The organism is Leclercia sp. J807, from assembly GCF_009734465.1.
Taxonomy (GTDB): domain Bacteria; phylum Pseudomonadota; class Gammaproteobacteria; order Enterobacterales; family Enterobacteriaceae; genus Enterobacter.
Map to the genome: position 1 here is coordinate 1,598,707 of NZ_CP046446.1, position 13,534 is coordinate 1,612,240.

The 13,534-nt window shown below is 58.4% G+C and carries 10 protein-coding genes; 9 read left to right on the plus strand and 1 reads right to left on the minus strand.

Annotated elements, in window-relative coordinates; all coding sequences use genetic code 11:
* Positions 1 to 6 precede the first annotated feature (6 nt).
* From GNG26_RS07395 to GNG26_RS07410, 4 genes are all read left to right on the plus strand, one after another.
* A complete protein-coding gene (locus tag GNG26_RS07395; protein WP_156238306.1) occupies positions 7 to 1,236 on the plus strand; it encodes a winged helix-turn-helix domain-containing protein in 1,230 nt (409 codons plus the stop codon).
* A gap of 45 nt (positions 1,237 to 1,281) precedes the next feature.
* Positions 1,282 to 1,464: a protein YcaR gene (ycaR, locus tag GNG26_RS07400; protein ID WP_103178926.1), complete on the plus strand. Its 183-nt coding sequence runs from the start codon at positions 1,282 to 1,284 to the stop codon at positions 1,462 to 1,464.
* Complete coding sequence (gene kdsB / locus GNG26_RS07405; RefSeq protein ID WP_103823372.1) at positions 1,461 to 2,207, plus strand: 3-deoxy-manno-octulosonate cytidylyltransferase; 747 nt, start codon at positions 1,461 to 1,463, stop codon at positions 2,205 to 2,207. Before ycaR ends, kdsB begins: the two co-directional genes overlap by 4 nt.
* Positions 2,208 to 2,345: 138 nt before the next feature.
* Complete coding sequence (locus GNG26_RS07410) at positions 2,346 to 3,239, plus strand: YcbJ family phosphotransferase (protein WP_156238307.1); 894 nt, start codon at positions 2,346 to 2,348, stop codon at positions 3,237 to 3,239.
* Here the strand turns inward: GNG26_RS07410 and elyC are convergent.
* A complete protein-coding gene (gene elyC, locus GNG26_RS07415) occupies positions 3,216 to 3,995 on the minus strand; it encodes an envelope biogenesis factor ElyC (RefSeq protein ID WP_156238308.1) in 780 nt (259 codons plus the stop codon). The genes GNG26_RS07410 and elyC overlap by 24 nt on opposite strands.
* A gap of 124 nt (positions 3,996 to 4,119) precedes the next feature.
* Here elyC and cmoM point away from each other — a divergent pair, with 124 nt between their 5' ends.
* From cmoM to ldtD, 5 genes are all read left to right on the plus strand, one after another.
* On the plus strand, positions 4,120 to 4,905 hold the full coding sequence (gene cmoM, locus GNG26_RS07420; protein ID WP_156238309.1) for a tRNA uridine 5-oxyacetic acid(34) methyltransferase CmoM: 786 nt from the start codon (positions 4,120 to 4,122) through the stop codon (positions 4,903 to 4,905).
* On the plus strand, positions 4,902 to 6,224 hold the full coding sequence (gene mukF / locus GNG26_RS07425; RefSeq protein ID WP_103823368.1) for a chromosome partition protein MukF: 1,323 nt from the start codon (positions 4,902 to 4,904) through the stop codon (positions 6,222 to 6,224). The genes cmoM and mukF overlap by 4 nt, the downstream gene beginning before the upstream one ends.
* A complete protein-coding gene (gene mukE, locus GNG26_RS07430; RefSeq protein ID WP_156238310.1) occupies positions 6,205 to 6,909 on the plus strand; it encodes a chromosome partition protein MukE in 705 nt (234 codons plus the stop codon). Before mukF ends, mukE begins: the two co-directional genes overlap by 20 nt.
* A complete protein-coding gene (gene mukB / locus GNG26_RS07435; protein ID WP_156238311.1) occupies positions 6,909 to 11,357 on the plus strand; it encodes a chromosome partition protein MukB in 4,449 nt (1,482 codons plus the stop codon). The genes mukE and mukB overlap by 1 nt, the downstream gene beginning before the upstream one ends.
* Before the next feature lie 184 nt (positions 11,358 to 11,541).
* Positions 11,542 to 13,365, plus strand: coding sequence for a L,D-transpeptidase (gene ldtD / locus GNG26_RS07440; RefSeq protein ID WP_156238312.1), 1,824 nt, complete (start codon positions 11,542 to 11,544; stop codon positions 13,363 to 13,365).
* Positions 13,366 to 13,534: the final 169 nt, after the last annotated feature.

Genomic DNA, 13,534 nt, shown 5'->3' on the forward strand with positions numbered 1-13,534 from the left:
AAAGGCATGGCTTTACCGCAACTCACGCTTTCAGCCGCACGTCATCTGCATCTTGCCGCCCAGGGGCTTTTGAAAAAGCCCTGTCGTCGCGCCCGACCCGCCGATATTCTTACCACCATTAAGCGCATGTCGCTGTTACAGATCGACACCATCAATATCGTCGCCCGCAGCCCTTACCTGGTGCTCTTCAGCCGTCTCGGTCCCTATTCGCCCGACTGGCTGGATAACGCCCTGCGTCAGGGAGAGCTGATGGAGTACTGGGCGCACGAGGCGTGTTTCCTGCCGCGCAGCGACTTTGCGCTGGTGCGTCACAGAATGCTCGCGCCCGATAAAATGGGCTGGAAATACCGTCAGGCCTGGATGCAGGAACATGCGGATGAAATAGAAGAGCTTATCGCCCATATTCAGGAGAAAGGCCCTGTCCGTTCCGCCGATTTTGAACATCCCCACAAAGGAACGAGCGGCTGGTGGGAGTGGAAGCCGCATAAACGCCATCTTGAGGGATTATTCACCGCTGGCAAGGTGATGGTGGTCGAAAGGCGTAACTTTCAGCGCGTTTACGATCTCACACATCGGGTGATGCCTCAGTGGGATGATAGCCGGGATATGCTGACCCAGGCGGCGGCAGAGGCCATAATGCTGGAAAACAGCGCCCGCAGCTTAGGCATTTTCCGCCCCCAGTGGTTGGCCGACTATTACCGCCTGCGTCAGCCCGCGCTGGCACCCTTGCTTGAGCGCTGGCAGGCGCAGCAGCAGGTGGTCCGCGTCGAGGTGGAGACACTGGGGGAGATGTGGCTGCATGCCGATCTGCTGCCGTTGCTTAACGAAGCGCAGGAAGGGAAGCTCACCGCGACCCATAGCGCCGTTCTCTCACCCTTCGATCCGGTGGTCTGGGATCGTAAGCGTGCGGAGCAGCTCTTTAACTTCAGCTACCGGCTGGAATGTTATACCCCGGCGCCGAAACGTCAGTATGGCTATTTCGTTCTGCCGCTGTTGCATAGAGGGCAGCTGGTAGGGCGGATGGATGCCAAAATGCACCGCAAAACCGGCGAGCTACAGGTTATCGCCCTTTATCTGGAAGAGGGTGTTCGGATAAGCGTCGCGCTGGAGAAGGGACTCGCCACGGCAATCAGTGATTTTGCGGGCTGGCAGGGGGCGACACGCATCGCGCTGGGCCATCTTCCTGACGGACTTTTTCACACCTGTCGAACGGGCTGGGAAATAGACGCGGTCTGAAAAAGGAATATGGTAAACTTTACCGATTATTGATACGGAGGAACTATGGATCACCGTTTACTGGAAATTATTGCCTGCCCGGTGTGCAACGGCAAACTCTACTACAGCCAGGATAAGCAGGAGCTGATTTGCAAAGTGGATAGCCTTGCCTTCCCTCTGCGCGACGGCATTCCCGTCCTGCTGGAAACCGAAGCCCGCGCCCTGGCGCCTGAAGAGAGCAAACCATGAGTTTTGTTGTCATTATTCCGGCGCGCTTTGCCTCCACGCGTCTGCCGGGCAAACCGCTGGTGGATATCAACGGCAAGCCGATGATCGTGCATGTGCTTGAACGTGCCCGTGAGTCCGGCGCGGAGCGGATCATTGTCGCCACCGATCATGAAGAGGTGGCGCGTGCAGTTGAAGCGGCGGGCGGCGAAGTCTGCATGACCCGCGCCGATCACCAGTCCGGCACTGAGCGTCTGGCCGAAGTGGTGGAAAAATGCGGTTTCAGCGACGACACGGTGATTGTTAACGTGCAGGGCGATGAGCCGATGATCCCGGCGGTCATTATTCGTCAGGTGGCGGAAAACCTGGCCCAGCGTCAGGTGGGTATGGCGACGCTGGCCGTGCCGGTTCATAGCGCAGAAGAGGCATTCAACCCGAATGCGGTGAAGGTGGTACTGGACGCTGAAGGCTATGCGCTCTATTTCTCCCGCGCCACTATCCCCTGGGATCGCGATCGCTTTGCCGAATCCCGGGATAACATTGGTGACAGCATCCTGCGTCATCTGGGCATTTATGGCTATCGTGCAGGCTTTATCCGCCGTTACGTCAACTGGCAGCCGAGCCCGCTGGAGAACATCGAAATGCTCGAGCAGCTGCGTGTGCTGTGGTACGGCGAAAAGATCCACGTCGCCGTCGCGCACGAGGTCCCGGGCACAGGCGTTGATACGCCAGAAGATCTGGCCCGCGTTCGCGCTGAACTTCGCTAATCCCCGCCATCCCCTCTTTTGAGGGGATTTTTTTGTCTCAATTTTCTGAATTTCTGCTACAGAATCTTCTCATAAGAGTGACATCCGCCTGCCAGACGCTCATTATAAAAGCAGTAGTCTTAATGGGGGTAATCTCGAATGGAACAGCTGCGAGCCGAACTCAGCCATCTGCTGGGTGAAAAACTGAGCCGTGTGGAATGCGTGCATGAAAAGGCGGATACCACGCTATGGTCGCTGTACGACAGCCAGGGAAACCCCATGCCGTTATTGGCGCGAAGCTTCTCTTCACCGGATGTGGCCCGACAGCTGGCGTGGAAAATCTCCATGCTGGCCCGCAGCGGCACGGTAAGAATGCCGACCGTTTATGGCGTGATGACCCACGAAGAACATCCGGGCCCGGATGTCCTGCTGATTGAGCGTCTGCGTGGTGTCCCGGTGGAAGCCCCGGCGCGTACGCCTGAACGCTGGGAGCAGCTAAAAGATCAGATAGTTGAAGCGCTGCTGGCCTGGCACCGGCTGGACAGCGGAGGGCTGGTCGGCTCGGTGGACAGCACCCAGGAAAATCTCTGGCCACTCTGGTATCGTCAGCGGGTCGAGGTGCTGTGGGGGACGCTAAACCAGTATCACAACACTGGCCTGACCATGCAGGATAAACGGATCCTGTTTCGTACCCGCGAGTGCCTGCCCACCCTGTTTGAAGGATTCAATGACAACAGCGTGCTAATCCACGGTAATTTTACGCTGCGCAGTATGCTCAAGGATCCCCGCAGCGATCAGCTGCTGGCGATGGTCGGGCCCGGCGTGATGCTGTGGGCCCCCCGGGAGTATGAACTGTTTCGCCTGAGCGAGAGCGGGCAGGCGGAGGATTTACTCTGGCACTACCTGCGGCGCGCGCCGGTCTCAGAGTCGTTCCTCTGGCGGCGCTGGCTCTATACGCTGTGGGACGAAGTGGCGCAGCTGGTGAATACCGGTCATTTTAGCCGCGCCAACTTCGATCTGGCCTCGAAATCACTGCTCCCCTGGCTCGCCTGACAGGCCCTTCAGCCACTGCCAGACGCGCCCAAGCGTCTCATAGCCCACGCGATCGCTGTGCATCAGCCATACCGGGGACGGAATGATCCGTTCCCAGGGGTTAAGCGGGGCGCTAATCGCCAGCTGGTTCGCGGGCGCGGGCAGGGGATGCAGACCCTGGCGTTCAAAGAAGATCATCGCCCGCGGCAGATGGGAGGCTGAGGTGACCAGCAGGAAGGGCGCATCGCCTATCGCCTGCTTCACCGCGGCGGCTTCCTCTTCGGTATCTTTTGGACTGTCGAGAGTGATGATCGCCTCGCGCGGCACGCCCAAAGACTGCGCCACGCGCGCGCCCGCTTCGGCGGTACTCACCGGATTACTTTGTGCTGCCGCCCCGGTGAAGATCATCTTCGACCCGGGATTTGCCAGCCACAGCCGCATGCCTTCATTGAGGCGCGGCAGGCTGTTGTTGATCAGATTGGAGCTGGGAGCCCATTGTGGATCCCAGGTGTAGCCCCCGCCGAGCACCACGATGTACTTAACCTTCTCATTTTCCTGCCAGGTGGGGTATTTGTCTTCGACCGGACGTAACAGCCCATCCGCGACCGGCTGCAGGCTCAGCAGCGTCAGCGCCAGCCAGCCTGCCGTAACCAAAATTTTGCCGCTTTTCTGATGGCGGCTGAACCACAGCAACCCCAGGCCCAGCGCGATACACAGCAGAAGAAGAGGGAGGGGAAGCATCATGCCGCCAATATATTTTTTTAGGGTAAAAAGCATCCTTTCTGGCTCCTTTTTTGACCATATAGCTGATGATTGTCAGCGATATTACACCAGAGAGGTTCATTCTCCGCCCGGCTGTGACAAAATAGCGGTTTTGTTGTGAGTGGGTGGAGCTCTCCCAATGCGGGATCGCAATTTTGATGACATCGCGGAAAAGTTTGCCCGCAATATTTACGGCACGACCAAAGGCCGTCTACGGCAGACGATCCTCTGGCAGGATCTGGACATCCTGTTGGCCGGATTTGGCGACAAGAAACTGCGTGTCCTCGATGCTGGCGGCGGTGAAGGCCAGACGGCGATAAAAATGGCTGAGCGTGGGCACCACGTTATCCTTTGCGATCTCTCCGCTGAAATGATCGCCCGCGCTGAAAGTGCCGCGGTGGAGAAAGGTGTGAGCGATAACATGCAATTTATACATTGTGCCGCTCAGGAGATCGCTCAACATTTGGAAAGCCCGGTTGATCTGATATTGTCTCATGCGGTGCTGGAATGGGTAGCCGAACCCCAGGCGCTGCTGAAGACGCTCTGGTCGATACTGCGCCCCGGCGGCGCGCTGTCGCTGATGTTTTACAACGCTAACGGCCTGTTAATGCGTAACGTGCTGGTGGGTAATTTCGGTTATGTACAGCAGGGCATGTACAAGAAGAAACGCCGTACGCTGTCACCGGACTTTCCGCGCGACCCGCAGCAGGTTTATGGCTGGCTGGAAACCTCCGGCTGGCAGATTACCGGGAAAACCGGCATCAGGGTGTTTCATGATTATCTGCGTGATAAACAGAAGCAGCATGAGTGCTTTGACGCCCTGACAGAATTAGAGACGCGGTACTGCCGCCAGGAGCCTTATATTAGCCTTGGCCGCTACATTCACGTCACCGCGCGCAAGCCGCAGAGCAAGGATAACTTATGAGTGAATTTTCCCAGACAGTCCCCGAGCTGGTTGCCTGGGCCCGAAAAAACGATTTCTCCCTCTCGCTGCCGGTAGACAGACTCTCTTTTCTGCTGGCGGTCGCCACGCTGAACAGCGAACGGCTGGATGGAGAAATGAGCGAGGGCGAACTGGTGGATGCGTTCCGCCATGTCAGTGATGCGTTTGAGCAAACCAGCGAAACCATTAATGTGCGTGCCAATAACGCGATTAACGATATGGTGCGTCAACGTCTGCTGAACCGCTTTACCAGCGAGCTGGCAGAAGGGAATGCCATCTATCGTCTGACGCCACTGGGCATCGGCATTACCGACTACTACATTCGCCAGCGCGAATTCTCGACCCTGCGCCTCTCGATGCAGCTCTCCATTGTGGCGGGTGAACTGAAGCGTGCAGCCGATGCCGCAGATGAGGGCGGTGACGAGTTCCACTGGCACCGTAACGTCTACGCGCCGCTGAAATATTCAGTAGCCGAGATTTTCGACAGCATCGATTTGACGCAGCGCATCATGGATGAGCAGCAGCAGCTGGTGAAAGAGGACATCGCCCAGCTTCTGAACAAAGACTGGCGGGCGGCAATTTCCAGCTGTGAAATGCTGCTGTCAGAAACTTCCGGCACCCTGCGTGAACTGCAGGATACGCTGGAGGCTGCGGGGGACAAGCTGCAGGCTAACCTTCTGCGCATTCAGGATGCCACCCTGGCCCAGGACAACCTGCATTTTGTCGATCGCCTGGTCTTTGACCTGCAAAGCAAACTCGATCGCATTATCAGCTGGGGCCAGCAGGCGATCGACCTGTGGATCGGCTATGACCGCCACGTGCATAAATTTATCCGTACCGCTATCGACATGGATAAAAACCGCGTGTTTGCCCAGCGCCTGCGCCAGTCGGTACAGACCTATTTCGATGCGCCGTGGGCGCTGACCTACGCCAGCGCTGATCGCCTGCTCGATATGCGTGACGAAGAGATGAGCCTGCGCGACGAAGAGGTGACCGGCGAGCTGCCAGCCGATCTGGAATATGAAGAGTTTAACGAAATACGGGAACAGCTTGCGGCGATGATCGAGGAGCAACTGGCGATCTTCAAAACCAAAAACAAACCACTCGATCTCGGTCTGGTGGTGCGCGACTACCTCGCACAATACCCGCGTGCCCGCCATTTCGATATCGCCCGCATCGTGGTCGATCAGGCGGTACGCCTGGGCGTCGCGCAAGCAGATTTCACCGGCCTGCCGCCGAAGTGGCAGCCGATCAACGATTACGGAGCCAAGGTACAGGCGCATGTCATTGACAAATATTGAACACGTGATGCCAGTTAAGCTGGCCCAGGCGCTGGCAAATCCGATCTTTCCGGCGCTGGACAGCCAGCTGCGTGCCGGTCGTCACATTGGTCTCGACGAGCTGGATAATCACGCTTTTTTAATGGATTTTCAGGAGTACCTGGAAGAGTTTTACGCCCGCTTTAACGTGGAGCTGATCCGCGCGCCGGAGGGGTTCTTCTATCTGCGTCCGCGCTCCACCACGCTTATCCCGCGCTCGGTGCTCTCCGAACTGGACATGATGGTCGGCAAAATTCTCTGCTATCTCTACCTCAGCCCGGAGCGTCTGGCGAACGAAGGCATCTTCACCCAGCAGGAGCTCTATGACGAGCTGATGACCCTGGCGGACGAAGGCAAGCTGCTGAAGCTGGTAAACAACCGCTCCACCGGCTCGGACGTTGACCGTCAGAAGCTACAGGAAAAAGTGCGCTCCTCCCTGAACCGTCTGCGCCGTCTGGGGATGGTGTGGTTTATGGGCCATGACAGCAGCAAATTCCGCATCACCGAATCTGTGTTCCGCTTCGGTGCCGACGTGCGCGTGGGTGATGACGCCCGCGAAGCGCAGCTGCGCATGATCCGTGATGGCGAAGCGATGCCGGTGGAAAACCATCTGCAGCTCAATGACGAGCATGAAGACAATCAGCCGGATAGCGGGGAGGAAGAGTAATGATTGAACGCGGTAAATTTCGCTCACTAACGCTGGTTAACTGGAACGGTTTCTTTGCCCGCACCTTTGATCTCGATGAGCTGGTGACCACGCTCTCGGGCGGTAACGGGGCGGGGAAATCCACCACCATGGCGGCCTTCGTCACGGCGCTGATCCCGGACTTAACCCTGCTGCACTTCCGTAACACCACCGAAGCCGGCGCGACCAGCGGTTCCCGTGATAAGGGTCTGCACGGTAAGCTGAAGGCGGGTGTCTGTTACTCTGTGCTGGACGTGATCAACTCCCGCCATCAGCGCGTGGTGGTTGGCGTCCGCTTACAGCAGGTCGCCGGTCGCGACCGTAAAGTGGATATCAAACCGTTCGCCATTCAGGGGCTGCCAACCTCCGTTCAGCCCACCGCGCTATTGACGGAAACCCTCAACGAACGTCAGGCGCGCGTGCTGACGCTGCAGGAGCTGAAAGACAAGCTGGAAGCCATCGAAGGCGTGCAGTTTAAGCAGTTCAACTCCATCACCGAATACCACTCGCTGATGTTCGATCTGGGCATCGTCGCCCGTCGTCTGCGCTCCGCCTCGGACCGCAGTAAATATTATCGTCTGATCGAAGCCTCGCTCTACGGCGGGATCTCCAGCGCCATTACCCGCTCTCTGCGTGATTACCTGTTACCGGAAAACAGCGGTGTGCGTAAGGCGTTCCAGGACATGGAAGCGGCGCTGCGTGAAAACCGTATGACGCTGGAAGCCATTCGCGTCACGCAGTCTGACCGCGACCTGTTCAAGCACCTGATCAGCGAAGCCACCAACTATGTGGCGGCGGACTACATGCGCCACGCCAACGAGCGCCGCATTCATCTCGATCAGGCTCTCGAGTATCGCCGCGAGCTCTTTACTTCGCGCCAGCAGCTGGCGTCCGAGCAGTACAAGCACGTTGAGATGGCGCGTGAACTGTCCGAGCATAACGGGGCGGAAGGGGATCTGGAGGCCGATTACCAGGCCGCCAGCGATCATCTGAACCTGGTGCAGACCGCGCTGCGTCAGCAGGAAAAAATTGAGCGCTACGAAGCGGATCTCGATGAACTGCAAATTCGTCTGGAAGAGCAGAACGAAGTGGTGGCGGAAGCTGCCGACAAGCAGGAAGAGAACGAAGCCCGCGCCGAAGCTGCCGAGCTGGAAGTGGATGAGCTGAAAAGCCAGCTTGCCGACTATCAGCAGGCGCTCGACGTCCAGCAAACCCGCGCCATTCAGTACAATCAGGCGTTGCAGGCGCTGGAACGTGCAAAAGCGCTTTGCCACCTGCCGGACCTGACGCCAGAGAGTGCGGATCAGTGGCTGGAGACTTTCCAGGCCAAAGAGCAGGAAGCCACAGAAAAACTGCTGAACCTTGAGCAGAAAATGAGCGTGGCGCAAACAGCGCACAGCCAGTTTGAACAGGCATACCAGTTGGTGGCCGCCATTAACGGCCCGCTGGCGCGCGCCGAGGCGTGGGAAGTGGCCCGCGAGCTGCTGCGTGATGGCGTCAATCAGCGTCATATGGCGGAACAGGTTCAACCGCTGCGCATGCGTCTGAACGAGCTGGAACAGCGCCTGCGCGAACAGCAAGAGGCGGAACGCCTGCTGGCCGAGTTCTGCAAGCGTCAGGGCAAACGGGTCGATATTGACGATCTGGAATCCCTGCATCAGGAGCTGGAAGCCCGTATCGCGTCGCTGTCCGACAGCGTCTCCAGCGCTAGCGAACAGCGCATGTCCCTGCGTCAGGAACTGGAGCAGCTGCAGTCGCGTATTCAGACGCTGATGCAGCGCGCCCCGATCTGGCTGGCCGCCCAGAGCAGCCTTAGCCAGCTCAGCGAGCAGTGCGGCGAGACGTTCGAATCCAGCCAGGAGGTGACAGAGTACCTCCAGCAGCTGCTGGAGCGCGAGCGTGAAGCGATTGTAGAGCGTGATGAAGTGGGGGCGCGTAAGCGCGCCGTCGACGAAGAGATCGAACGTTTAAGCCAGCCGGGCGGTGCAGAAGATGCGCGTCTGAATACCCTGGCAGAGCGTTTTGGCGGCGTGCTGCTGTCCGAAATCTATGACGACGTCAGCCTGGAAGATGCGCCGTACTACTCGGCGCTGTATGGCCCGTCCCGCCACGCTATCGTGGTGCCGGATCTGTCGCTGATCGCGGACCAGCTCGAAGGGCTGGAAGATTGCCCGGAAGATCTCTACCTGATCGAAGGGGATCCGCAGTCGTTCGATGACAGCGTCTTCGGCGTCGACGAGCTGGAAAAAGCGGTGGTGGTGAAGATCGCCGATCGCCAGTGGCGCTATTCACGCTTCCCGGCGCTGCCGCTGTTTGGCCGCGCGGCCCGTGAAAGCCGTATTGAGAGCCTGCACACCGAGCGTGAAGCGCTGTCAGAACGTTTTGCGACGCTCTCGTTCGACGTGCAAAAAACCCAGCGTCTGCACCAGGCGTTCAGCCGCTTTATCGGCAGCCATCTGGCCGTGGCCTTTGAGGCCGATCCGGAAGCCGAGATCCGTAAGTTCACCACCCGTCGTACCGAGCTTGAACGCGCGATTTCAGCCCACGAAAATGATAACCAGCAGAGCCGCCTCCAGTTCGAGCAGGCTAAAGAGGGCGTCGCTGCCCTTAACCGCATTCTGCCGCGCCTGAACCTTCTGGCGGACGACACCCTCGCCGATCGGGTGGATGAGATTCAGGAGCGTCTCGACGAAGCACAGGAAGCCGCGCGCTTTGTCCAGCAGTACGGCAATCAGCTGGCGAAACTGGAGCCGATGGTCTCTGTGCTGCAGAGCGACCCGGAACAGTTCGAACAGCTGAAAGAAGATTATGCCTGGTCCCAGCAGGTCCAGCGCGAAGCGCGTCAGCAGGCGTTTGCCCTGACCGAAGTTTCCCAGCGCCGGGCGCACTTCAGCTACTCCGACTCGGCGGAGATGCTGAACGGCAACAGCGATCTGAACGAAAAACTGCGCCAGCGTCTGGAGCAGGCGGAAACGGAACGTACCCGCGCCCGTGAGGCGATGCGTAGCCATGCCGCGCAGCTGAGCCAGTACAATCAGGTGCTGGCGTCGCTGAAAAGTTCGTTTGATACCAAGAAAGAGCTGCTGACCGACCTGCATAAAGAGCTGCAGGATATCGGCGTGCGGGCCGACAGCGGGGCAGAGGAGCGGGCGCGCATTCGTCGCGACGAACTCCATGCCCAGCTCAGCAATAACCGCGCCCGCCGCAACCAGCTGGAAAAAGCGCTCACCTTCTGTGAAGCGGAGATGGACAACCTGACCCGCCGTCTGCGCAAGCTGGAACGTGACTACCACGAGAAGCGCGAGCAGGTGGTGACCGCCAAAGCGGGCTGGTGCGCCGTGATGCGGATGGTGAAAGACTACGGCGTTGAACGTCGTCTACACCGCCGCGAGCTGGCCTATCTCTCCGGCGATGAGCTGCGTTCTATGTCGGATAAGGCGCTGGGTGCGCTGCGTCTGGCTGTGGCGGATAACGAACACCTGCGCGATGTGCTGCGCATGTCGGAAGATCCGAAGCGCCCTGAGCGCAAAATTCAGTTCTTCGTGGCGGTCTATCAGCATCTGCGCGAGCGTATTCGCCAGGATATCATTCGCACCGATGACCCGGTTGAAGCCATTGAACAGATGGAGATTGAACTGGGGCGTCTGACGGAAGAGCTGACCTCACGTGAGCAGAAGCTGGCGATCAGCTCCCGCAGCGTGGCCAATATCATCCGTAAGACGATCCAGCGCGAGCAGAACCGTATTCGTCAGCTGAACCAGGGCCTGCAGAGCGTCTCCTTCGGCCAGGTTAACAGTGTGCGACTGAACGTCAACGTGCGCGAAGCCCACGCCACGCTGCTTGACGTACTGGCCGAGCAGCACGAGCAGCATCAGGATCTGTTCAACAGCAACCGACTGACCTTCTCCGAAGCGCTGGCGAAGCTGTATCAGCGTCTTAACCCGCAGATCGACATGGGCCAGCGTACGCCGCAGACCATCGGTGAGGAGCTGCTGGACTACCGCAACTATCTCGAGATGGAAGTGGAAGTTAACCGTGGCTCTGACGGCTGGCTGCGCGCGGAATCTGGCGCCCTGTCGACCGGGGAAGCGATCGGTACCGGGATGTCGATTCTGGTGATGGTGGTGCAGAGCTGGGAAGATGAATCCCGCCGTCTGCGCGGCAAGGATATCTCCCCATGTCGTCTGCTGTTCCTTGATGAGGCGGCGCGTCTGGATGCCCGTTCGATCGCCACGCTGTTTGAGCTGTGCGACCGTCTGGATATGCAGCTGATTATCGCAGCGCCAGAGAACATCAGTCCGGAGAAAGGCACCACCTATAAGCTGGTGCGTAAGGTCTACCAGAACAGCGAGCACGTTCATGTTGTGGGTCTGCGTGGCTTTGCCCCGCAGCCGCCGGAATCGCTTCCGGGAACGGCTGACGCCTCCTGAGGAATCTGAAAATTAACGATGGCGGCCTCCGGGCCGCCTTTTTTTTATTCCTTGAGCTTGTACTGGCGGCTGCGTTAACTTTAAACTTCTTTACATAAGGCAAGGCTGGTGCCGGTCTGTCTTCCTATAATGAAATGAAGCCCCGGTGATGAGGGCGCGACGTAAAGCAAACAGGGGGCAAGGGATGTTGCTGAATAAAATGTACGGTCGTCAGCTGTCGGCGCTCAGTTTGTGCATGACGGTATTAGTGGCTCCACTGTTTAACGCCCGGGCCGATGAGCCCGAACTGGTTCCGGTTGATAGCTCCGCGACGATGGGCGCGCAGCCTACGTCGCTGTCGCAACCGCTGGAACAATCGCCCGCCACCGCCATTATGGCCGGTATCCTGCCGCTACCTGCCGATGTCAGTGCAGAACAACGCCGTGAGCAGCTGTTGTCGGCCCTGCCGGCAGGATACTCTCCGGTCTATCTCAATCAGCTTACGCTGCTATATGCCGCACGTGACATGAAGCCCATGTGGGACGATCGCGAAGCTGTGCGCGCGTTTCAGCAGCAGCTTGCCGAAGTCGCTATTGCCGGTTTTCAGCCGCAGTTTACTGCCTGGGTGGAATTGCTGACCCAGCCTGCCGTCACTGGAATGGCGCGGGACGTCGTTCTGTCCGATGCGATGATGGGTTACCTGCAATTTGTGGCGGGGATCCCGGTCAACGGCAACCGCTGGCTCTACAGCAATAAGCCTTACAAGCTGGCGACACCGCCGCTGTCGGTCATTAACCAGTGGCAGCTGGCGCTGGATAAGGGCACGGTGCCGAATTTTATTAACGGACTTGCCCCGACGCATCCGCAGTATTCCGTCATGCACCAGTCGCTGCTCCAGCTGGTGGCCGATACGCAACCCTGGCCGCAACTACAGGGAACCGCGAAACTGAGCCCCGGGCAGTGGAGCAGCGATGTTCCGGCCCTGCGTGAAATCCTGAAGCGCTCAGGCGCGATTGACGGCGGGCCCAAAATTGCCCTGCCGGGTGACGATCCGCAAAGCGTGGTGGTCAGCCCGTCGGCGCCCTCCGTCGAAAAGAAAACCAAACCTGTTTCCAGCAAGCCGGCCTCCTATGACCGTAGCCTGGTTGAAGCGGTAAAAGCGTTCCAGGCCAGCCAGGGGTTGGGCGCGGATGGCGTTATCGGTCAGGCGACGCGTGAGGCGCTAAACATGACTCCCGCACAGCGTGCCGGGGTGCTGGCGTTGAATATCCAGCGCCTGCGTTTGCTGCCGGGAACGCTCTCGACGGGCATCATGGTGAATATCCCGGCCTTTTCGTTGGTCTATTACCAGAACGGCAGTGAAGTGCTGGCCTCCCGCGTGATTGTGGGCCGCCCGGATCGTAAAACGCCGATGATGAGCAGCGCGCTGAACAACGTGGTGGTTAACCCGCCGTGGAACGTGCCGCCGACGCTGGCGCGCAAAGATATTCTGCCGAAGGTGTGGAATGACCCGGGCTATCTTGAACGCCATAACTATACCGTCCTGCGCGGCTGGAACAGTAAAGAGGCGATAGATCCGTGGCAAGTCGACTGGGCGACCATCACGCCGGCGAATTTACCTTTCCGTTTCCAGCAGGCACCTGGTGCGCACAACTCGCTGGGTCGGTATAAATTCAATATGCCAAGCTCGGATGCCATCTATCTGCATGATACGCCGAACCACAACCTGTTCCAGAAAGATGCCCGTGCGCTCAGTTCTGGGTGCGTGCGTGTTAATAAGGCGTCAGAACTGGCAAATATGTTGTTACAGGATGCTGGCTGGAACGACACACGTATCTCGGATGCGCTGAAGCAGGGCGACACGCGATATGTGAATATCCGCCAGAATATTCCGGTTAATCTGTACTATCTCACCGCCTTCGTCGGCAAGGATGGCCGGACGCAGTATCGTACAGATATTTACAATTATGATGAGACCGCCCGGTCCAACACACAAATTCTGCCCAAGGCAGAGCAATTGATCAGATAAATGAAGAAGTTCGGAAAATTCCGGTAGTCTAAATGGAAAAATAAACGGGGTCTTGCGGTTGCAAGCCCCGTCTTTCCTGGGTTGTGGTGCCTTGACGATGACAGGTTTGCCCGGTAATGTGCCCTTCGTGCGCTGTAAAGCATCTATACGATAACATTGACCTGTAGAC

Excerpts from the sequence above, each read along its gene's own strand:
- mukB (WP_156238311.1), top strand. The coding sequence starts at position 6,909 with ATGATTGAACGCGGTAAATTTCGCTCACTAACGCTGGTTAACTGGAAC.
- ycaR (WP_103178926.1), top strand. The coding sequence starts at position 1,282 with ATGGATCACCGTTTACTGGAAATTATTGCCTGCCCGGTGTGCAACGGC.
- GNG26_RS07395 (WP_156238306.1), top strand. The coding sequence starts at position 7 with ATGGCTTTACCGCAACTCACGCTTTCAGCCGCACGTCATCTGCATCTT.
- mukE (WP_156238310.1), top strand. The coding sequence starts at position 6,205 with ATGTCATTGACAAATATTGAACACGTGATGCCAGTTAAGCTGGCCCAG.
- GNG26_RS07410 (WP_156238307.1), top strand. The coding sequence starts at position 2,346 with ATGGAACAGCTGCGAGCCGAACTCAGCCATCTGCTGGGTGAAAAACTG.
- ldtD (WP_156238312.1), top strand. The coding sequence starts at position 11,542 with ATGTTGCTGAATAAAATGTACGGTCGTCAGCTGTCGGCGCTCAGTTTG.
- kdsB (WP_103823372.1), top strand. The coding sequence starts at position 1,461 with ATGAGTTTTGTTGTCATTATTCCGGCGCGCTTTGCCTCCACGCGTCTG.
- elyC (WP_156238308.1), bottom strand. The coding sequence starts at position 3,995 with ATGCTTTTTACCCTAAAAAAATATATTGGCGGCATGATGCTTCCCCTC.
- cmoM (WP_156238309.1), top strand. The coding sequence starts at position 4,120 with ATGCGGGATCGCAATTTTGATGACATCGCGGAAAAGTTTGCCCGCAAT.
- mukF (WP_103823368.1), top strand. The coding sequence starts at position 4,902 with ATGAGTGAATTTTCCCAGACAGTCCCCGAGCTGGTTGCCTGGGCCCGA.